Here is a 19,613-nt window from a genome sequence, read left to right on the forward strand (position 1 = left end):
AATGCTCATTACCGTGCTACAGGCTACCATCCACTCTATGCTTTTGAAAGTCAAACGGGCTATTGTTTCAATGCTCAGTTGCGTCCTGGAAATCACTATTGTTCCCATGGAGCAGTGGATTTTCTTCAACCTATTTTAAAAGGTTTTAAACAGTTACTTTTCCGTATGGACAGCGGTTTTGCCTCTCCACAAATCTACACGTCTATTGAAGAGAGTGGAGAGAGCTATCTCATCAAGCTTAAAAGAAACTCTATTCTTAGTCGTTTAGGGGATTTAAGTTTACCTGGTTCTGAAAATGAGGATATGACCATTTTACCTCATTCTTCCTATTCCGATACTGTTTATCAAGCAAATTCTTGGGATCACGCCCGCCGTGTCTGCCAATTTTCAGAAAGAAAGGATGGGGAACTCTTCTATGAAGTTACTTCTCTTGTGACCAATCTAGCTGATGGTGCTAGCGAAGAATGTTTTCAACTTTACCGAAAACGAGGACAGTCTGAAAATTTCATAAAAGAGATGAAGTCTGGATTTTTTGGGGATAAGACAGATAGTTCAACTCTAATCAAGAATGAAGTTCGTATGATGATTTCTTGCTTGGCCTATAATCTTTCCTTATTTATGAAGCATCTAGCTAGTGGGTCTGTGAAAAATTTGACGATGAAACGTTTTCGGAAACTGTTTGTGAAGATAGCTGGAAAATGCGTCAAAAGTGCTAGAAAACAAATTCTAAAACTGTCTAATCTCTATTCTCTGAAGGATGAGTTTCAGGCTCTCTTTGAGCGAATTTCTAGACTAGATTTCTCACTCCCCGTTCTCTATGCAGTAAGGGATACCAGTCCTCCTTTGTTAGGAAATTAGGATACCGAATCAAATAGAATACATTTTTAAAAATCGAGAGTCGCACCAAGGGCGGAGTCTACCCTTTTTTAGGGTGGTAAGGTAGCAGACCCATATTTATTTATAGAAAAGCTTGATCGTTCATAAAAATCATCAGAACTGCAATTGTTTATTGCTTGTTTCTGATGATTTTTTTGATAGTTACGCAAAGATATTCAGGGTATGAAGAATTCGGGTTTTATACTTTATTTGGTGTGGGATGATAGCGTTGAATCAATGGAAGAGCTGCATATAGAGAGCAGTTCTTCTTTTTTTGTTGATGTTGCGGATGAGGATATTTTCAGGATAGAATTCGAATAAACTTGTAGAGAGGTGACCATAAGGCAGTTTAAATAGTTTTTGATGAGCCAAAGAACATTTGTAAAAAATATGTGTTTTGATTAACGAATGTTTGAAACAAGTGTATAATGTAATTAAAGATAAAGGAAGGAAAAAGGCCGATGACCACGAGGCGGGAAATTGAAAAGCTTGCAAAAAAAGCAGGCTTCTCTCCAACCGATAAAGGTAAAGGATCTCACACCTTGTGGCAACACCCTGATGGTAGGACATTGCTTATCAGCAATCCCAAGCAAAAAGATTATAAAGCTGGCACGCTTTCCAAAATGCTTAGTGTCCTGAAGCAAGGCGAAAATGGGGAATGATTCTTTTTGCCATGGATTGGTTATCGGCTTATGTAAAATGATTATGAAATACACTTATCTAGCACTATTTGAAGAAGATATAGAACAAGGTGGATACTCCATCAGCTTCCCAGACTTCCCAGGGGCTATCAGTGAAGCAAGCAACTTGAAGGAGGCGCAATACAACGCCCGTGAAGTGCTTGAAATCTTTACCATTATGTTTGAAGATGAAGAACGGGACTTTCCGAACCCATCTAGTTTCAAAGCGCTCGCTAGCAAGTTAGTGCGTGATGGCGATATAATCCAAGCTATTACAGTCGATACCGAGTTGGTTCGTGAGCGGGAACTTTCTAAAAAAGAAGACAAGTTAGATTATGAAAGAGGTATCCAAGCCTTAGAGGATTTTGAAATGAATCCGGTTACCTACTCGATAGATGACATTGTAGAGGAGTTTGAAAAGAACCTATAGGCTTGGCAATTATCGGATTATCTGTGATATTCGAGATAATGAAATGATTGTACTAGCTGTTGAAGTTGGTCATAGGAAAGAAATTTATACATAATTTTGAGGAATCATGATTAACACGGTTTTTTTGCCGATTCTAAAACAAAACAACACGATTGCCAATTTTGGTGGTCGTGTTGTTTTGTTCATTTTTAACGATCTATAAAAATCCCTTGGCGAAAACATAGTTGGGCTTGTGTTTCCCTTGTTTATGAATGGGAAGTATGGGCTTATAAGATCCTCTCTTAGCTATCTGAAGCCAACTGCTTGATGATAAGGCGGTTGGCGTTCTTGCCAATAAAGTCCGTGTTTTTCAACGAGTTTTTGAACCTCCTTTTTGTGACCGTAGAAGGAGAGGTAGAGGCGATAGGAGGCATCGAATTGGATGGTGATAGAATTGTTTGTAATCCAATCGGTAAATATCCCTTTGAACATTAGTTTGAAGAAAGTGGAAAAATTTTCTTTTCGAAGGGTGAATACTTCTATTCTCCAATCTTGTATAGTTTCTTCGTATTTTTCATATTCATATAATTGTTGGAATAGTGACTTTTCTTGAGGGGAGAAGTAATGAGTAGGGACATCTAGTTCTGAAATTTTGTTAAGTGATAGGCCGTTGAAGACTAGTTTGGTTATCTGAAATAGCTCTAAGAAATCTAAAACTAGCTGAAGATATTTTTGTTCTGTGGCTTGATACTCTTCCCAATCCAGTCCGTTTTCGATTTCGTCAAAATTACTCCATTCGGTATAGGTGCGATTTAGAGGGTTATCTTTGGAAATACGCAGGTCATGGTGATAATCGCCTGATGGGTTCATTTGACCATTGCCCCAGGTATAGGTATAAGGCGCTATATCTTCTTCTTCCATTTGATAAGGAGAGGTGGAGAATTCTTGATAGTAAAGGTTATTCTCACGAATTATCTCCTTACATTGCTCGAGTTTTTCTTCCTCCATACTTTGAACATACATGTAGTAATCATAGCCAAAGTGAATTTGAAGACGAGGACTGTAAAGACGGCACCATAATACTTCGCGTAGATTGAATCGAGCAACCTCAAAGATTTCTTTTCCAGTCAGTAACAATCCGTTATCAATTTGGTGAAATAGTTGGTACTGGTCGTAGTTCAGTCGATTTTCCTTTTTTTGAGATTGAATACTAGAACGTTTTTCCAATTCCCTTACTTCAAGGCTATCAATGTTAAATAATTGCAGAATCTTGTTGATTGTTTGAATATATCGATTTTCAACTCTCAGGTATTCTTCTAAGGTTAATACTTTCCCATAGAAGGTATCCCCAATATCCGATATAGCAGTCCAATCCTCAATGTAGTTGAGGTTGCTTTTGTCGTATTTGTGAATGGAAAGTGCTGGCATATAAGGTACTTTCGTAGTTATGTGAAGTCGACCGCCTCATGATAAGGTGGTTGGCGTTCCTGCCAATAGAGTCCGTGTTTTTCGACTAACTCCTGCACTTCCTTTTTGTGACCGTAGAAGGAGAGGAAGAGGCGGTAGGAGGAGTCGAATTGGATGGAGATGTGGCTTGTACTTATCCAAGTATTGAATCTACCTTTGAAAATTAATTGGAATAGAGTTGAAAAATCTTCTTTTTGAACAATAAATGATTCAACGGTCCAATCATCTACATTTTTGTCATATTCCTGTAATTTGTGGAATAATACTTCTTCCTGAGAAGTGAAGTACTGGGCAGGCACTCCGAGTTCTTGAATGGTGGTGAATCCTAGACCTCCATTGACGGCTAGTTGATTTACCTGGAAGTACTCCAAAAAGTCTAAAACTAGCTGGAGGTATTTTTGTTCCACAGTTTGGTACCCTCCCCAATCCAGCCCATTTTCGATTTCGTCAAAATGACTCCATTCGGTATAGGTACGATTCAAGGGATTATCTTTAGAAATACGAAGGTCATGATGATAGTCACCTGGTGGATTTATCTGACCATCGCCCCAACTAAAAGATAAAGCATCTACACCATCTTTATCTAAATGGTAGGGGGCAATGGAAAACTCCTGCCAGTAGAGGCCTTCTCTATTAATTATTTTTTGAAATTCTTTAAAGTGTGCTTTACTGGAACTTTCAATATACATGTAGTAATCATAACCAAAGTGAATATTTATGTCATCTCCAACAATTCTGCACCCCAAAGTATCTCGTAAATTGAATCGAATTACCTCAGATATCTCAGTCCGATTTAATAGAGTTCCATCATCTATACGTTGATAGAGAAGATACTGATCTGGTGTCAGAGCAGCTTCTTTCCTTGTTCTTTCACGACTGTCAGATTTACGACAATAGAAAACAGATAAGGTGTTTACTTGAAGTAAATCTAGTATGTTTTGAATAGTCTGGACATACTGGGTTTCTACCTGGAGGTAGTCTTCAAACGATAGTAGTTTTCCATGAAACGTTGACCAATTTCATAAAAACTGGTCCAATCTTCAAGATAGTTTGGATTGCTTTTATCGTATTTGTGAATGGAAAGTGCGGGCATATTGTTACTTCCTGTATTTAATGAATTTGGATTAGATGGTAATGGGATTTGTATTCATTCAGATAACAAATCTAGTTTATTTAGGTGAAGTAAACGGCTTCGTGATAAGGTGGTTGGCGTTCTTGCCAATAGAGTCCGTGCTTCTCGACTAACTCCTGCACTTCCTTTTTGTGGCCGTAGAAGGAGAGGTAGAGGCGGAAGGAGGCATCGAATTGGATAGTAATCGAATCATCTGTAATCCAATTAGTAAATATACGTTTGAACATTAGTTTGAATAGGGTAGAAAAGTCTTCTTTTCGGACGATGAATGGTTTTATAGTCCAATCCTCTATAGTTTCTTCATATTTATACATTTGTTGGAATAGTGCTTTTTCTTGAGGGGAGAAGTACTGTTCAGAGATACCGAATCCCTGAATGTTGTTAAGGTGTAGACCGTTGATGGCAAACTCACTTACTTGGAACTTATCCAGGAAGTCCAAAACCAGATGGAGGTATTTTTGTTCCACTGTTTGGTACTCTGCCCGATCCAGCCCATTTTCGATTTCGTCAAAATGACTCCATTCAGTATAGGTACGATTCAAAGGGTCATCTTTGGAGATACGAAGGTCATGATGGTAATCACCTGGTGGATTGGTTTGACCGTCGCCCCAAGTGTAGGTTAGGGCATCTCTAAATTCTTCTTCTATTTTAAAGGGAGAAGTTGAGATTTCCTGCCAGTACAATCCATGGTCTTCAATAATTTGTTTACACAATTCCAGTTTTTCAGAATTTGCAATCGTGATTGCTTCGTAATAGTCATAACCGAAATTGACTTCAATTTCAGGACTATATAAACCACACCAAATTGACTCACGTAAATTAAGTCTAATGGTTTCAGAAAGTTCACGGTAATTGAGCTGTACTCCATTGTCTATTTTTTGGTAAAGGAAGGCCTGTTTTTCATTCAATAGTCCATTCTGTTTGACGTATTGAAGGCTATGATACTTTTCAATAGTTCGTACCTCCAGTTTTTGAATATGAAATAAGCCCATAATGTTTAGGATTACTTGGACATATCGATCCTCTGTTTCTAAATAGGTATTGAGGGTGAGAGGCTCCTCATAAAATGTTTTTCCTATATCTGAAATAGAAGTCCAGTCCTTGACGTAGTTTGGATTAGTTTTATCATATTTGTGAATTAGTAGTGTGGGCATGGTGTTACTTCCTGTATTGAATGAATTTGGATTAGAAAGTAATGGGATTTGTATTCATTCAGATAACAAATTTAGTTTATTTAGGTGAAGTCAACCGCCTCATGATAAGGTGGTTGGCGTTCCTGCCAATAGAGTCCGTGCTTCTCGACTAACTCCTGCACTTCCTTTTTGTGGCCGTAGAAGGAGAGGTAGAGGCGGAAGGAGGCATCGAATTGGATACTAATAGAACCGTCTGTAATCCAAGAAGTAAATACACGTTTGAACATTAGTTTGAATAGAGTAGAAAAGTCTTCTTTTCGGACGATGAATGGTTCTATAGTCCAATCCTCTACAGTTTCTTCATATTTATACATTTGTTGGAATAGCACTTTTTCTTGAGGGGAGAAGTACTGTTCAGAGACACCGAGTTCCTGAATATTGTTAAGGGATAGGCTGTTGATGGCAAACTCACTTACCTGGAACTTATCCAGGAAGTCCAAAACTAGCTGGAGGTATTTTTGTTCCACAGTTTGGTACTCTGCCCAATCCAGTCCATTTTCGATTTCGTCAAAATGACTCCATTCGGTATAGGTACGATTCAAGGGATCATCCTTGGAAATTCGAAGGTCATGATGATAGTCACCTGGTGGATTGATGAGTCCATTATTCCAAGTAAATCCAAAAGCAACTTTATTATCTTTATCCTCAGGATAGTAGTGATTTTTTGAAGGTCGCCAAAATAATCCATGTTTTTTAATAATATTTATGATGTGATGTAAGTCAGATTTATCTGCTATTTTTATGGACATATAGTAGTCATAGTCAAAGTAAATAGTGATAATGGAATTAGATAAACTACAGTCAATACTTTCACGTAAATTGAGACGGATAATATCAGCAATTTCATTTCGGTTTACTATGAGTCCTTTATCTAATTTTTGATAAAGTTGACTCTGAACAGAGGTTAGTCGTCCATGTTTTTGGTGGTAACGTAGACTGAAAAATTTTGAGCACCAATCAACTGTCAGATTTTGGATATGAAGGAATTGTAAAAGTTCTTGGATTGTGTTAACATAACGGTCTTCTTCTTGAAGGTAGCTTTGGTAGGTTAGAAGTTGCCCATGAAATTTTTGACCGATATCTGATATGGAGGTCCAGTCATCAATATAGGTTGAATCTTCTAGGTTATATTTATAGATGTCAATTTCTAACATATACTCTCCTTGTGCAGTAATTTGTTATTGTCTATTTATCTCTACTTCAAGAAAATCAAAAATAGTTTAGGAAATGATGCCCATGATAGAACTAGGATTTATCGAGGGGAGATAGCAATTGATAGCTTTGATTTTTAAAGAGTATTTACTTTGTAGGACAAAGCAGGGAATGGTAAGACGATTGAATGAAGCAACAAAAATAGTGTGAAATTAAATTCTATCAGTCATCTATACGTTTTAGATCTTTATCATAAGTTCCTTTTCGAGCATCCTTACTTAACAATTTTTCTTTGGTATCGGCACCTTTCCAATATCCTCCTTTATGACTAGCATGATCTGGAGATATAAATTTAGGACCTTTACCTTTTACACGTTCATAAATTGGCTTATCATGTTTACTCCTTTCTTTTATCTTCCTATATCCTAATTCTTTAGCAAGTTTTGTAGTTTCTGGAGAGGGAACATAGCCTATAATTACTCTCTGCCCTGGATGGATGGCGAAATTGGAAATGTTATTCCATTCTACCAGTTCATCCATTGTGATGCCATATTTTTGAGCGATAAGCCAAACGGATTCACCGGCTTGGACGGTATGAGTTGTGAGTCCGGAATAGGGTGCTTGTGTTGGTTGTTTGAGAATGAGGACTTCGCCAGGATGGATGGTAAAGTTTGAAATATTGTTCCACTTAACCAAATCATCCATGGAGACACCATGACTTTGAGCAATTCTCCAAACAGAGTCTCCAGCTTTTACAGTGTAGGATTTATTTGCAGTGGCTGCAGAAGGACTTGCTGGATTTTGGGTAATGAGTTGTTGGCCAGGATGGATGGTTTGATTGGTGATGTTATTCCATTCTAGCAACTGTTTCATTGTGATACTGTGATCATGGGCGATTCTCCAGATGGAGTCTCCAGCTTTGACAGTATAGAGCGCACCAAGTTGAGGTAATGGTTGTTTCGTAATCACAGGTGGCAAGGGATTGAGGGGAGGTTGGGTTGTGATGAGGGTATCACCAGGATGGATGGTAAAGTTTGTGACTTTATTCCATTTTACTAGGTCATCAATTGTAATTCCGTGCTCTTTGGCAATTTTCCAGATAGAATCTCCAGCTTTGACAATATATTGGGCTTTTTTTGCAGCCGATTTTGCCTTAATGTAAACTTTTTGTCCTGGGTGAATGGTGTCATGTTTGATGTTATTCCAAGCTCTGAAATCAGCCATGGAGATGCTGTATTTTTGAGAGATAGACCAAACGGATTCGTTTGGCAACACTTGGTGTTGGAGACCGTTATTGATAAGAGTGTCTGGTTTTACCAAAACCTTTTGCCCTGGGTGGATGAGTCCGTTTGTAAGTCCATTCCAGGTGATGAGGTCATTCATTTGAATTTTGTATTTTTGAGAGATAGACCAGACAGATTCATTTGGAAGAACAGTATGTTTTTTTCCTGATAAATTGTAGACTGGGAGTTTGAGACTGCCTGTATAATAAAAGACAGAGGCAGCAACTTGGCCATAGGCGCGTGCTGGTGCAGTATATCCTCCTGTGTACTGAGGAGTGTAGGAGTAGTTTGGTGTATAGCCATAAGACTGACTTGGCTGATAAGTATAGTTTTGAACGGCATAGTAACCAGGACCAGTATACGTATAACTTTGAGCTTGGCTGATTGATTGAATTCTAGCTTGATTGTTTACATAGCTTTTTGCCATGGTAGCATACAGTGCTTGTTGCCGTTGATAGGCTTGAGCACGTGCGTATTGATAGCTGTTATTGATTGCCTGAGAACCAAAGTAGGCGATAACTGCAGTTCCGAGAGCTTTTACTCCAGCAATAATATAAGGTGCAGCTTTTATAATAAGTGGAATTCCCGCTGTAATGGGCATTCGAAAAGTTTGATTTGTTTCAGAAATTGAATTAGTCTGTGCTTGTGAAGCGGCTAGGTCAAGTATAGTTTGTGTAAATTTTTCGGGATTGTCAGCACTTCTTTGAAGTTGACGGAATTCTTCTTCAGTGCTGTTTAGAATTAAGGTGTCAACAAGATTCCCAAAATCTTGTTGGGCTTGCGAAGTCTGGTAGAAAGATTTTAGTTTCGTTTCAAATTCAACTAAATCAGAGGTTTCTTCCAGTTCTTTTTTCTGTTCTGGAGTCAAGGTCTTCTTGAATTCTTCTAATTCTTTCAAGCTATATTCTTCATTAATTTGGCGAATAAGAATACTCTCTAAAACTTTTTGTTTACTTTTTATATCTGGGCTAGCTTCCAATAATTGATGTTCTTCTGGGGTTAGATTGGCAAGGTACTGCTTAGCCTTGTCCTCGAATTCAGCCGCAGCTTTTTGTGGATTGCTTGGCTGGTTATTACGGAAGGGGCTGTTGTGACTTGGAATGTCTGATTCTGGGAGTTTTGTTGCTATATTGATTTCGGTGACAAGATTGTTCTCAGCTGGTTGAGACTCCTGTTGAGAAGGCATGTTTACTTCAGGAATTTGTTGGGAAATATCTAACTCGGAAGGAGTCGGGGTATCTTGGGTTAAGGTCGGTGGGACATTGTAGTGATTAGCTTCAGGAACTTGGAATGTAGAATCGTTATCTGGGGAGGCTTCTAGATGATTGCTTTGAACTTCAATCCCCTCTGAATTTGTTTTTTCATCTGCCGCTACAGTATCTGTGTAGAATTCTGTATTAGCAAGGAATAATAAGGTGCTCGATAGTAACAGGGTACGATAAATATGTTTAGGTTTCATAATAATCTCCTAAATGAATTCCAAGTGTAAGGTTTTGCCCTACAAGTAAAATGTAACCGTTATCACTAGTGAATACCTTCATTCTAACAAAACCTCAAATGATATACAAACAATATAAATAAACGTTTTTAATAAAGTGTTTTCTGTAACATTTCTGATTATTATCACTATTTTTCGAGTCTATGCGCTATTTTTTCAATTACCCTAATCCCTTGCTTCCTCTAGGTCTGTGCTATAATTGTCTTATGGAAAATAAGAAAAAATTACTACTCATTGATGGGTCTTCTGTGGCCTTTCGGGCTTTTTTTGCCCTTTATCAGCAGTTGGATCGGTTTAAGGCACCGTCTGGTTTGCATACCAATGCGATTTACGGTTTTCAGTTGATGTTGTCGCATCTCTTGGAGCGGGTGCAGCCGACTCATGTTTTGGTGGCGTTTGATGCGGGTAAGACGACTTTCCGGACAGAGATGTTTGCGGATTATAAGGGGGGTCGGGCCAAGACGCCGGATGAGTTTCGGGAGCAGTTTCCTTTTATTCGGCAGTTGCTGGAGGTTCAAGGGATTCGCCATTATGAGTTGGAGAATTATGAGGCGGATGACATTATCGGGACTTTGGATAAATTAGCTGAGGGTGCCGATTTTGAAGTGACGATTGTATCGGGTGATAAGGACTTGATTCAATTGACGGATTCCAATACGGTTGTTGAGATTTCGAAAAAAGGGGTAGCGGAATTTGAAGCCTACACCCCTGACTATTTGATGGAAAAAATGGGGATTACCCCTGCTCAGTTTATCGATTTAAAGGCCTTGATGGGGGATAAGTCAGATAATATTCCAGGGGTGACCAAGATTGGGGAAAAGACAGGTCTCAAGCTCTTGGCAGAATACGGGTCTCTAGAGGGGATCTATGAAAACTTGGACGGAATGAAGAAGTCCAAAATGAAGGAAAATCTGATCAATGACCGGGAACAGGCTTTCTTATCCAAGACCCTAGCAACAATCGACACACAGTCGCCGATTGCGATTGGTTTGGAGGATCTTGTCTACCAAGGTCCGGATGTGCCAGCCTTGGGACAATTTTATGAGGATATGGGCTTCCTCCAATTGAAGCAGCAATTAGACCAATCTGCTGGGGGTTCAACTCCGGTGGAGCATGCTCCTTATCAGGTGGTGGCTGAGCCAACGGCGGAGATGTTTGGAGCAGAAACCTTTCTTCATCTGGAGTTGTTAGGAGAGAATTATCATGTCGAGCCTTTGCGGGGTGTGGTTTGGGGAACCAAGGACCAAATTTATGTTGGCCAGTCTCCAGCTGTTTTAGAAAGTCCGGTGTTCCAAGAATTCTTGCGGCAGACTCCTCTGTATGTTTATGACTTCAAGAAGGTCCAGGTTTTAGTAGACCGGTATGGTCTGGACTTGCCTTTGCCAGCTTTTGATAGTCGTTTGGCTAAGTATCTCTTGTCCACGGTTGAAGACAATCAGATTTCGACCATTGCGCGTTTATATGGCAGTCGTCCTTTGGTAGAGGATGAGGTCATTTACGGTAAGGGTGTGAAACGGGCTATTCCGGAGGAAGAGGTCTTCTTCCAGCACCTGGCTGATAAACTAGCCGTTTTGGTGGATACACAGGAGTCCCTTCAAAGCCAATTGGTGGAGCAGGAGCAATGGACGCTCTTGGTAGACATGGAGCAGCCACTAGCTAAGGTTTTGGCCAAAATGGAATTGGCAGGAATCAAGGTTCAACGTGAAACATTGGAAGAGATGCAGGTTGAGAATCAGGCGGTCATCGAGGGCTTGACCCAGGAAATCTACGACTTGGCGGGCGAGGAATTCAACATCAATTCGCCGAAGCAGTTGGGCGTGATTCTCTTTGAGAAGATGGGCTTGCCTTTGGAGTACACCAAGAAAACCAAGACGGGCTATTCGACTGCGGTCGATGTCTTGGAACGGTTGGCACCGATTGCACCGATTGTGGCTAAGATTTTGGACTACCGTCAGATTACCAAGCTGCAATCCACTTATGTCGTGGGCTTGCAGGATGCCATCGCAGAGGATGGAAAAATTCATACTCGCTATGTGCAGGATTTGACCCAAACGGGGCGCCTATCTAGTACGGATCCCAACTTGCAAAATATCCCGATTCGTCTGGAGCAGGGACGTTTAATTCGTAAGGCTTTTGTGCCTTCCTTTGACGATGCTGTTTTGGTCAGTTCGGATTACTCGCAAATTGAATTACGGGTCTTGGCGCATATTTCTCAAGATGAGCATTTGATTCAGGCCTTCAAGGATGGCTTGGATATCCATACTTCTACAGCTATGCGGGTCTTTGGCCGTGCTACAGCGGAAGAAGTAACGGACTTGGATCGTCGCAATGCCAAGGCTGTCAACTTTGGTGTGGTTTATGGAATTTCAGACTTCGGACTGGCCAACAACTTAGGCATCACACGCGCCGAAGCCAAGGATTACATCGAAACTTATTTCGAGCGCTACCCTGGCATCAAGAATTATATGGACACCATTGTCCGTGAAGCGCGTGACCAAGGCTATGTGGAAACGATTTTCCACCGCCGTCGTGCACTGCCGGACATCCATGCTCGGAATTTCCAAGTACGCTCCTTTGCGGAAAGGACAGCCATCAATTCCCCAATCCAGGGATCTGCCGCTGACATCCTCAAAATCGCCATGATCAACCTGGACCGGGCCTTGGAAGAAGGCAACTACACCAGCCGCATGCTCCTCCAAGTCCACGATGAAATCGTCCTCGAAGTTCCCAAATCAGAACAAGAAGCCATCACCACCCTCCTCAAAGAAGTCATGGAAAACGCCATCCAACTCACCGTCCCCCTCATCGCCGACGGCAACGCAGGAGACACATGGTATGAAGCGAAGTAACCCAAACATCTGGGAGATGTTTGGGTCCCGAGCCTAGAAATGTGAAAGCGAGGTAAGTCCGATGGACTTTTGGATCCTGGGCCTAGAAACGTGAGAGCGAGGCAAGTCCAGTGGGAAGATATCTCGAATTCCTCTCGATATCTTGGATTCCGAGCCTAGAAAAAGGAAAACGAAGCCAGTCTTGGAAGTGAGCATCGAATAGCTGACGGCATAGGTTGGCTTCGGGTATTAGGGTTTTGGGATAGAAGAGAGAGCAGTTTAGAAACTAGCGAGGTCAGTAATGGCAAGAAAAACAATCGATCAGATGACCTGGACCAGTATTTACCAGGCCTATCTGAACAAAGTTCAACGAAAAGAGCGTAGTCAGGATGAATTGGATCAGATTCTAAGCTGGCTCACAGGTTACAGCCCTGAACAACTTCAGTTCGATTCAGAAACTCGAACCCTAGCGAACTTCTATCAGGAAAGTCCTGCTTGGAATCCAGCTGCGGACACTGTCACAGGAACAATTTGTGGTGTTAAAATTCAAGAATTGACAGATCCTTTGATGAAGCAAATTCGTATAACGGATAAGCTCGTTGATGAACTAGCCAAGGGTCGTCCCCTAGAAAAAATTCGGAGGTCCTAATATGCTTGTAACAGATTCCTCTACGATCAAAAAACTTCTTGTAGAAAGCAAGACTATTGCGATTGTAGGACTTTCCCCTAGAGAAGATGCTGTCAGTTACCGAGTGGCATCTTATCTTCAAGAAAAGGGCTATCGTATTGTCCCCGTCAACCCACGTGCTGTCGACCAATTAATTCTAGGTCAGCAGGTCTACCCATCCTTGGAAAGCCTCCCTTTCCCAGTCGACATCGTAGACGTTTTCCGTCGCAGTGAGTTTTTACCGGACGTTGCGGCAGACTATCTTAAGATGTCCACGAAACCCAAAGCCTTTTGGGCTCAACTCGGTCTTTTTAGCCAGGAAGCTTTGGATATGTTGGAAGATGCGGGAGTTGCAGATATAATGATGGACCGCTGTATCAAGGTTGACCACCAGATGTTGGTGGAGGATGATACTAACTTGGCTTGTGAGATTTAGTAGCTATCAAAGATAAAAGAACTCCACAGATAAAGGATTTTGATACGGTACGTATCATTTGTCCTTAATCTGTGGAGTTCTTTTTTGTCTACTAGTTCGTTAAGTGAGGACGCAGTTGGAGAATTTCTTTAAGTAGAAATAGCTTTTTACGAATTATCTTCCTTCTACAATGGCTGCAAAAGTATCTCTCAATTCAGTGTTGTTTGTTGGATTCATGTAGTATAATCGCTCAGGATTACCTTGGTTTTGACGAGATACTAGCACAACTGGTTGTCCTTCGTGAATCGTAAAATGATAGAAGATAGGGAAGTTTTTGTGAACAACACCGTAGCTAGCTACAATATTGTAGTCAGCGGTTCCAAGTCCATCATTATAGAAGGCCACTGTAACCTTCCTTTCGTTTGTGAGTTCAGCTCCATCCGCTGCCCGTTCGCCGACTACGATTCGATCTTGCTCCGTAAAGCTCATGACACCAAAAAAGTCGTCGTCATCTCCTGGAGCATAGGATTTGTAACCTGGTTGTCCCATTTTATTTCCGAACTCAACCATATAGTTGGCTAGTTGTTCAGCTTTCTCCTGGTTCCAAAGAGCTTGGCTCGCATTAGGATTGGTTTTTGGGTTGTCCGTCTTGCTAGAACTGCTGGACGTGCTTTGTTCAGTCGGATTTTTTGGACTGCTTGCATGGTTACTACTGGAGGTTACTGGACTGCCGTTAACTGATTTCCATTCTAAGGATGATAAGTCAACTCTCTCAGGAGGAGCAGAATTGCGATCAGCTTTTAAATTGTAAGTCTTTTTCTCAATCACTTCAGCAGCTGTGTTATCTTTCTTTAGTCGATAAACTTTGTAATCAGCATTGCTGCTGCCAGCCATGACTTCAAAATGAGTAATGGTCTGATTTTTATTGATGGCGAAAAAGCTGCGGTAACCATCTGTAGAGGCTTCGTAGTTTTGAGCCAAATAGGTTGGAGAGCCTTTTTTGAGGTAGTATAGTCTTTTAGTTTATCTTTTATTACTGTGTTAGCTCGTCTTGCCGTACTTCAGTACTGTCTACGACTCGCTGCCTTGTACTAAAAGTAAACTCAAAGACTATAAAGAAGCTGGCGCTGTCCATCTGTTTCAGCTATGAGTTCATCGGTTCCATTGTCATCGATATCATAGAGGGCATAGCGCACAATTCGATCGCAATTCGGTTTTAAATCTCGATTGAATAATTCTTGATAAGCTATAGTTTCATCAGCAGATACAGTGAATCCGCTCAGAGATAATAAGCTCAGTCCTAAAATTGCATACTTTTTCATAGAACCTCCTATTTCCTTTTATTCTATCATATCTTTTTGTGGTAAAACTTGTGTTCCAGCCTCTTTATTAGGAAATGGGAATATGTAGAAAGGTTAGTGAATACAAGTTGAAAAAATTAACGGTTTGAAAAAATAGTGAGTTTTTTCGTCCCAAATACGGGAAGTTTGAGTGGATAGGGATGATAGGAGGTAGAATGAGGTTATCAAAAGGAGGTGAGTCACATGAAACAGCTGATAAAGTCCTATAGAATTTGGTATGGATTTGCGCTTACTTTTGCTCTTAGTGCATCGATTTTGATGACCTTATTTTCCATCGAACTAGGAACAATTTTAGACAGCCTAACTATTTCGACTCACGAGCTACAGAGGCAAGTGTTTCTCTGTGTTCTGACAATTATAGCTTGGTACCTATGTTCTTGGACATCCTCATATGTTAAAAATTTATATATCAAAAAAATTATTTTAGATTTAAAAGATCGCTTAGTTCAATCCTATCTTAATCAAGATTTTCCTGAAAGAAAATCAGAATCCGAATTTCTTAACTCGTTGACAAAGAACATAGACTTACTTATGGAAAATCATTTAGTGGCCAAATTTAATATGGTAGTGAATCTTGCCTCCATGCTGATTAGTATCTGTGCTCTCATGTTACTTGAGTGGAGATTAGCCTTACTTTTCCTGCTCCTTTCCTTGCTTACAATCAATTTATCCCAAATTCCTGGAAAGCTAATTAAAGCTGCAACGGAGACCTATACCTCTAAAAATCAATCTTATTTAGACATAATGACAAATTTTTTAAAGAGTTTCGAGCAGATAAAGTTACTAGGTATCCAAAAAAGGATGCAAGAACAGGTTGGAAATTCAACACAGGATTTTGAGAATGCTAGACAAGCCTATCAATACGGGAGAGATCTTGCTTCTAATACCGGTACTTTTTTAAGTTTCTTCTCACAAGTAGCATGTATGGTGGTCGGTATTATCTTTGTAAGAAATGATTTATTGACAATTGGTCTATTAGTTGCAAGCATTCAACTCCTCAACGGAGTATTTGGTCCTTTCCAAAATTTCCTCTATTCAAAAAATCTGATTCAGAGTGCAGATTCAATCTTGGTTAATTTTGACGAACTTATAAGACCAGAAAATCAAAAAAATGTTATAGCAGAATCAAAACAGTTGGCAGAGGCAGTTTCATCCATAAGTATACAGGAACTTAGATTCGAGATTGACAATCGAATCCTCTTTTCGGACTTTTCTTTCGAATTTCAGAAAGGAAAAACATATGCTATAGTCGGAGAATCTGGGGTGGGTAAAACTACACTTATGAAATTGATTTTAAACTACTATTCTTCTACAAAATATCAGGGGAAAATAGAGATAAATGGAGTAGCAAATGATCAAATAAATTCTCAAAGCCTTTATAAAGAAATTGCTTTTGTACAAAAAAATGACTTCCTTGTGAAAGGAAGTGTATTGGATAATATTGAACTGGGAAATTCAGCTCCATTATCAAACAAATTAAAGGAAGTAATGGGATTTGATAGCCAGTTTTTACAGAAGTCTGTTGGAGGAGATTATAGTCCAGTTTCGGAAGGAGAGAAACAACGAATTGATTTGTCTAGATATTTGAGTCAAAATTACTCAGTGTATATATTTGACGAACCAACCAGTAATTTAGATCCCATTAGATCAAGGAAGATAATGGATTATATACTTTCTATATTTGATGCAATCATTATTGTGATCACTCATGATCAAGACAGAGAAATCCTGAAACGTTTTGATCAAGTTATCAGAATAGATGGGGAAAGGAGGTGAGAAAGTATGTTTATGGATGAAAATGAAAACCTTGAAATCTTTGATCTAGATTTCGAAGAAGTTCGTAATGAAAACACCACAAACTGGTATTTCATCTAATGTGGAAAATGGAGAGGCATTTTCTGTAGCAATACCGAAGTATTTGTAAGTTAATTGCATATTGAATTTATGATAATTGGGTTATTAGAAATCAACGGTATTATTTTAGGTTGGAATATTTCCAACCTTTTTATATTGGATGGAGGGGAATTGAAATGGATAAATTATATCCAAAATGGAATAAGGACAGAATAGTATATTTTTGGGATAATGATGTACTCAGAATTGGAGCAGATGATGATGATGTTCTAGAGATAAAGGGAAATTCAAAATTCTGGAATGATTTGATTAAAGTATGTTCAGGAGAACATAGTGTAGAGAATATTTATCAGATATTATCGAAACAATATAAGGTCTCTGAAGAAAACATCTATAATTTTGTATCAAAATTTTCAAAAAAAAATTTGATTGAGATTTTACCCAAATCTAGTAATAAAATTGAGCATTATTCTTTCTATGAATCTGCCGAAACATATTATGCAAGTGAGGGACTGGGAGGTTTTAAATTGGGATGAAAATTTCAATATTAGGCTGTGGAGGAGGAGGTTCTCATATTGCTTATCAATTAGCTCAATTAGGGGTTGGGGAAATTCATTTAGTAGACGATGATATAGTTGAAGAAGGAAATATTAATAGACAAAGTATTTTTAACATGAATGATATAGGGAAGCATAAAGTTCAATGTGTTTCACAATTTATAAGCAAAAGACAGCCAAGCTGCGGTATTACAACAAGTTCGAAACGACTATGTACAGTGAATACAGTTCAAAATGAGATTGATGGTAGTGATTGGGTTATTTGTTGTATAGATGAACCACCTTATATAGCTCAAAGATTGGTGAATCGAGCCAGCCATCTTTTAGAAATACCCTCCGTCTATTGCTTTAGTCAGCGCAGTGCAGGAAAAGTACTGTTTTGTGATCCGAGTTCGGAGGATACTGGTTGTATTGATTGTTTGCTGGTAGACCAAGATTGTGAGCATTTTCAAAAACTGGTTGGTAGGTTTACTAACAATGAATATAATCTAATTACAGCGAATATTCTCCCCAATATTTTAATGCTAACTTCTTGGGTGGTAAAACATTGGCTAGATTACATATCTGGTAGAAATAGATCCGTAACCAATAAGTTGTTAAGATTTAATTTTGATAGATTTGTTGAGGAAGAATTTCAAATTTTTAAGAAGGAAGAAGATTGTCCAACATGCGGTTCAAAAGAAAATAGAAGTAAGCTATGGGAGATAATTAAAATTGAATAAAAATATTTTGTTTAAACGTAATGAAAATAGTAAATTCGCCCATTTTGCAATAATGTTTCGAGGTGGTTCAAGTATTGAGAACATTATTGAACTGGGCTACTCACATTTAATTGAGCACTTGGTTTTACAGTCGGGAGGCAGTAGTTCTATAAATGAGTTATTTGATTATTTTGGTGCAAATATCAAAGGGGAGACCTCTAGGGAGTATGTATGCTTTAGCGGTTACTGTAGGTTAGAGGACTTTAATGAGTTATTCTCTCGAACTTTAGAAAAAATATGGAATTTAAATATTTGTGAAAATGAACTTGAGAGAGAGAGGAAGACAGTCTTAATTGAATTGGAACAATATGGGAAAATCGGTAGGAGTATTGATTATAGGTATATATACTCAGATATGTGGCAAGAAGATATAATTGGTACGCCTGAGAGTATAGCAAATGTAGAATTGAAATTACTTAAAGAATTTTACTATAAATATATTTTTAATGGTGACTGTGTGATTTGTGTCTCGGGTCCAGATAGTTTAACAAAGGTTTTAGATAATCTACAAATAGATATTACTAATGATCACAAAATAAAGACTTTGAATCGTCCGAACTTTTCCAAAGGAATAACTATTTTGTCTGATACACAGTCGATGAATGAAATCAGAGTATATTATGATATTTCTAAATTTGTAAATTTACCCAAAGATGTTGCTGCATTATCGATTTTTAATGCACTGCTAACAGGAGTTAAGGGATCTTATTTGGGAGATCAGTTAAGGAATGAAAGAAGATGGATATATAGTGTTGGTTCGTTTCCAATTCTTTACTCTAATTTTACTTTGTTTAAGTTATTTACAAAAGTACCTAAAGAATATAGGATTCAGCTAGTAGAATTGTTAGAAGAAAAAGTATTTGATATAGATGATTATAAAATGTATGAATTGTTTCAAAAAGCTAAACGACGAGTGTCTAATGAGTTGATCATGATAAGTGAGTCGAATCGAAACAATTATTTGAAGTCACTATGTAAAGAACATCTTTTTAAAATACCAAGTTTGGAAACCATTGAATCCTATATTGAAAGTGTGCAGATCCATGACATAATAAAATTTTCCAATAACACGATGTTGAACAACCCAGAAAAGCACATCTTTATTGATTAAGGATGTGCTTCTCATAGTAGTCTAGGTAATGGTGATGAATTGTTGAATTGAAAGTTTGAAAAATATCTAAAGCTTTTTCAAGTTTATTTATTGCTTGTTCTGATTTACCCCTCCGAGCAAATTCCAAGTAGCCTTCAAGAAAGAGTAGTCTACAAGATTCAAAGAAATAGGTGGAATTAGCAAGTAAGCTTGTAGTGGTTTGGACTAGATAAGTTGCTTGCTCTAAAAGTCTATTTTCAATCATGACCTGTGGATTTCAGTCAATATCTTGGACAGTTTTTGATAGAATTTTGTGCGTTCTAGGCGCCCCGTGGTTGCCTGGCCTCCTTTTTCTAGTTAGTATCTTTCAGAAACTAACTAGAAAAAAGA

19 protein-coding genes and 1 pseudogene are annotated in these 19,613 nt (G+C 38.8%); 11 read left to right on the forward strand and 9 right to left on the reverse strand.

Features of this window, described 5'->3' with window-relative positions; genetic code table 11:
* The 4 genes and pseudogenes from JEQ21_RS07960 to JEQ21_RS07975 form a co-directional block, all read left to right on the forward strand.
* A partial coding sequence (locus tag JEQ21_RS07960) for an IS1380 family transposase (protein ID WP_199364864.1) occupies nucleotides 1-858 on the forward strand: 858 nt, incomplete at its 5' end.
* A gap of 479 nt (nucleotides 859-1,337) precedes the next feature.
* Nucleotides 1,338-1,538, forward strand: coding sequence for a type II toxin-antitoxin system HicA family toxin (locus JEQ21_RS07965; protein WP_199364866.1), 201 nt, complete (start codon nucleotides 1,338-1,340; stop codon nucleotides 1,536-1,538).
* 43 nt (nucleotides 1,539-1,581) lie between these two features.
* The gene (locus JEQ21_RS07970) at nucleotides 1,582-1,986 is read left to right on the forward strand and encodes a type II toxin-antitoxin system HicB family antitoxin (protein ID WP_199364868.1); all 405 of its coding nucleotides are present in this window, start codon (nucleotides 1,582-1,584) and stop codon (nucleotides 1,984-1,986) included.
* Nucleotides 1,982-2,080 (forward strand): annotated as a pseudogene (locus JEQ21_RS07975) (type II toxin-antitoxin system RelE family toxin); the annotation flags it as partial. The gene JEQ21_RS07970 and the pseudogene JEQ21_RS07975, both read left to right, overlap by 5 nt.
* Before the next feature lie 191 nt (nucleotides 2,081-2,271).
* Here JEQ21_RS07975 and JEQ21_RS07980 read toward each other — a convergent pair.
* The 6 genes from JEQ21_RS07980 to JEQ21_RS08000 form a co-directional block, all read right to left on the reverse strand.
* Nucleotides 2,272-3,393, reverse strand: a complete 1,122-nt coding sequence (locus JEQ21_RS07980; RefSeq protein ID WP_199364872.1) for a hypothetical protein — start codon at nucleotides 3,391-3,393, stop codon at nucleotides 2,272-2,274.
* A 17-nt stretch (nucleotides 3,394-3,410) separates the two neighbouring features.
* Nucleotides 3,411-4,121: a hypothetical protein gene (locus JEQ21_RS07985; protein WP_199364874.1), complete on the reverse strand. Its 711-nt coding sequence runs from the start codon at nucleotides 4,119-4,121 to the stop codon at nucleotides 3,411-3,413.
* Between the two features lie 275 nt (nucleotides 4,122-4,396).
* Nucleotides 4,397-4,525 (reverse strand): hypothetical protein, encoded by a 129-nt coding sequence (locus JEQ21_RS10120; protein WP_267904633.1) that lies wholly within the window; start codon nucleotides 4,523-4,525, stop codon nucleotides 4,397-4,399.
* An 80-nt stretch (nucleotides 4,526-4,605) separates the two neighbouring features.
* The gene (locus JEQ21_RS07990; protein WP_196092464.1) at nucleotides 4,606-5,718 is read right to left on the reverse strand and encodes a hypothetical protein; all 1,113 of its coding nucleotides are present in this window, start codon (nucleotides 5,716-5,718) and stop codon (nucleotides 4,606-4,608) included.
* An 80-nt stretch (nucleotides 5,719-5,798) separates the two neighbouring features.
* Complete coding sequence (locus JEQ21_RS07995; protein WP_196092465.1) at nucleotides 5,799-6,911, reverse strand: hypothetical protein; 1,113 nt, start codon at nucleotides 6,909-6,911, stop codon at nucleotides 5,799-5,801.
* 220 nt (nucleotides 6,912-7,131) lie between these two features.
* Nucleotides 7,132-9,651 (reverse strand): LysM peptidoglycan-binding domain-containing protein, encoded by a 2,520-nt coding sequence (locus JEQ21_RS08000; protein ID WP_199364876.1) that lies wholly within the window; start codon nucleotides 9,649-9,651, stop codon nucleotides 7,132-7,134.
* 245 nt (nucleotides 9,652-9,896) lie between these two features.
* Between JEQ21_RS08000 and polA the strand changes: the two genes are divergently transcribed.
* The 3 genes from polA (at nucleotide 9,897) to JEQ21_RS08015 (ending at nucleotide 13,621) form a co-directional block, all read left to right on the forward strand.
* The gene (gene polA / locus JEQ21_RS08005; RefSeq protein ID WP_199364878.1) at nucleotides 9,897-12,539 is read left to right on the forward strand and encodes a DNA polymerase I; all 2,643 of its coding nucleotides are present in this window, start codon (nucleotides 9,897-9,899) and stop codon (nucleotides 12,537-12,539) included.
* A gap of 280 nt (nucleotides 12,540-12,819) precedes the next feature.
* Nucleotides 12,820-13,167, forward strand: coding sequence for a DUF2200 family protein (locus JEQ21_RS08010; RefSeq protein ID WP_196092296.1), 348 nt, complete (start codon nucleotides 12,820-12,822; stop codon nucleotides 13,165-13,167).
* 1 nt (nucleotide 13,168) lies between these two features.
* Complete coding sequence (locus JEQ21_RS08015) at nucleotides 13,169-13,621, forward strand: CoA-binding protein (RefSeq protein ID WP_199364880.1); 453 nt, start codon at nucleotides 13,169-13,171, stop codon at nucleotides 13,619-13,621.
* A gap of 153 nt (nucleotides 13,622-13,774) precedes the next feature.
* Here the strand turns inward: JEQ21_RS08015 and JEQ21_RS08020 are convergent, their stop codons facing one another.
* Both JEQ21_RS08020 and JEQ21_RS08025 read right to left on the reverse strand, forming a co-directional pair.
* Nucleotides 13,775-14,581: a DUF4767 domain-containing protein gene (locus JEQ21_RS08020; RefSeq protein WP_199364882.1), complete on the reverse strand. Its 807-nt coding sequence runs from the start codon at nucleotides 14,579-14,581 to the stop codon at nucleotides 13,775-13,777.
* Nucleotides 14,582-14,703: 122 nt separating this feature from the next.
* The gene (locus JEQ21_RS08025) at nucleotides 14,704-14,922 is read right to left on the reverse strand and encodes a hypothetical protein (RefSeq protein WP_199364884.1); all 219 of its coding nucleotides are present in this window, start codon (nucleotides 14,920-14,922) and stop codon (nucleotides 14,704-14,706) included.
* A gap of 222 nt (nucleotides 14,923-15,144) precedes the next feature.
* Here JEQ21_RS08025 and JEQ21_RS08030 point away from each other — a divergent pair, with 222 nt between their 5' ends.
* The 4 genes from JEQ21_RS08030 (at nucleotide 15,145) to JEQ21_RS08040 (ending at nucleotide 19,244) form a co-directional block, all read left to right on the forward strand.
* The gene (locus JEQ21_RS08030; RefSeq protein ID WP_199364886.1) at nucleotides 15,145-16,737 is read left to right on the forward strand and encodes an ATP-binding cassette domain-containing protein; all 1,593 of its coding nucleotides are present in this window, start codon (nucleotides 15,145-15,147) and stop codon (nucleotides 16,735-16,737) included.
* A gap of 254 nt (nucleotides 16,738-16,991) precedes the next feature.
* Nucleotides 16,992-17,351 (forward strand): hypothetical protein, encoded by a 360-nt coding sequence (locus JEQ21_RS10005; protein WP_233340827.1) that lies wholly within the window; start codon nucleotides 16,992-16,994, stop codon nucleotides 17,349-17,351.
* Entirely contained in the window at nucleotides 17,348-18,094 is a 747-nt protein-coding gene (locus JEQ21_RS08035; RefSeq protein WP_233340828.1) for a HesA/MoeB/ThiF family protein, read from the forward strand. The genes JEQ21_RS10005 and JEQ21_RS08035 overlap by 4 nt, the downstream gene beginning before the upstream one ends.
* Nucleotides 18,087-19,244 (forward strand): M16 family metallopeptidase, encoded by a 1,158-nt coding sequence (locus tag JEQ21_RS08040; RefSeq protein WP_199364888.1) that lies wholly within the window; start codon nucleotides 18,087-18,089, stop codon nucleotides 19,242-19,244. The genes JEQ21_RS08035 and JEQ21_RS08040 overlap by 8 nt, the downstream gene beginning before the upstream one ends.
* Here the strand turns inward: JEQ21_RS08040 and JEQ21_RS10315 are convergent.
* Entirely contained in the window at nucleotides 19,234-19,488 is a 255-nt protein-coding gene (locus JEQ21_RS10315) for an Rgg family transcriptional regulator (RefSeq protein WP_442805122.1), read from the reverse strand. The two genes, JEQ21_RS08040 and JEQ21_RS10315, sit on opposite strands and share 11 nt — an antisense overlap.
* Nucleotides 19,489-19,613: the final 125 nt, after the last annotated feature.

It is taken from the genome of Streptococcus sp. 121 (assembly GCF_016458205.1).
Lineage (GTDB): Bacteria > Bacillota > Bacilli > Lactobacillales > Streptococcaceae > Streptococcus.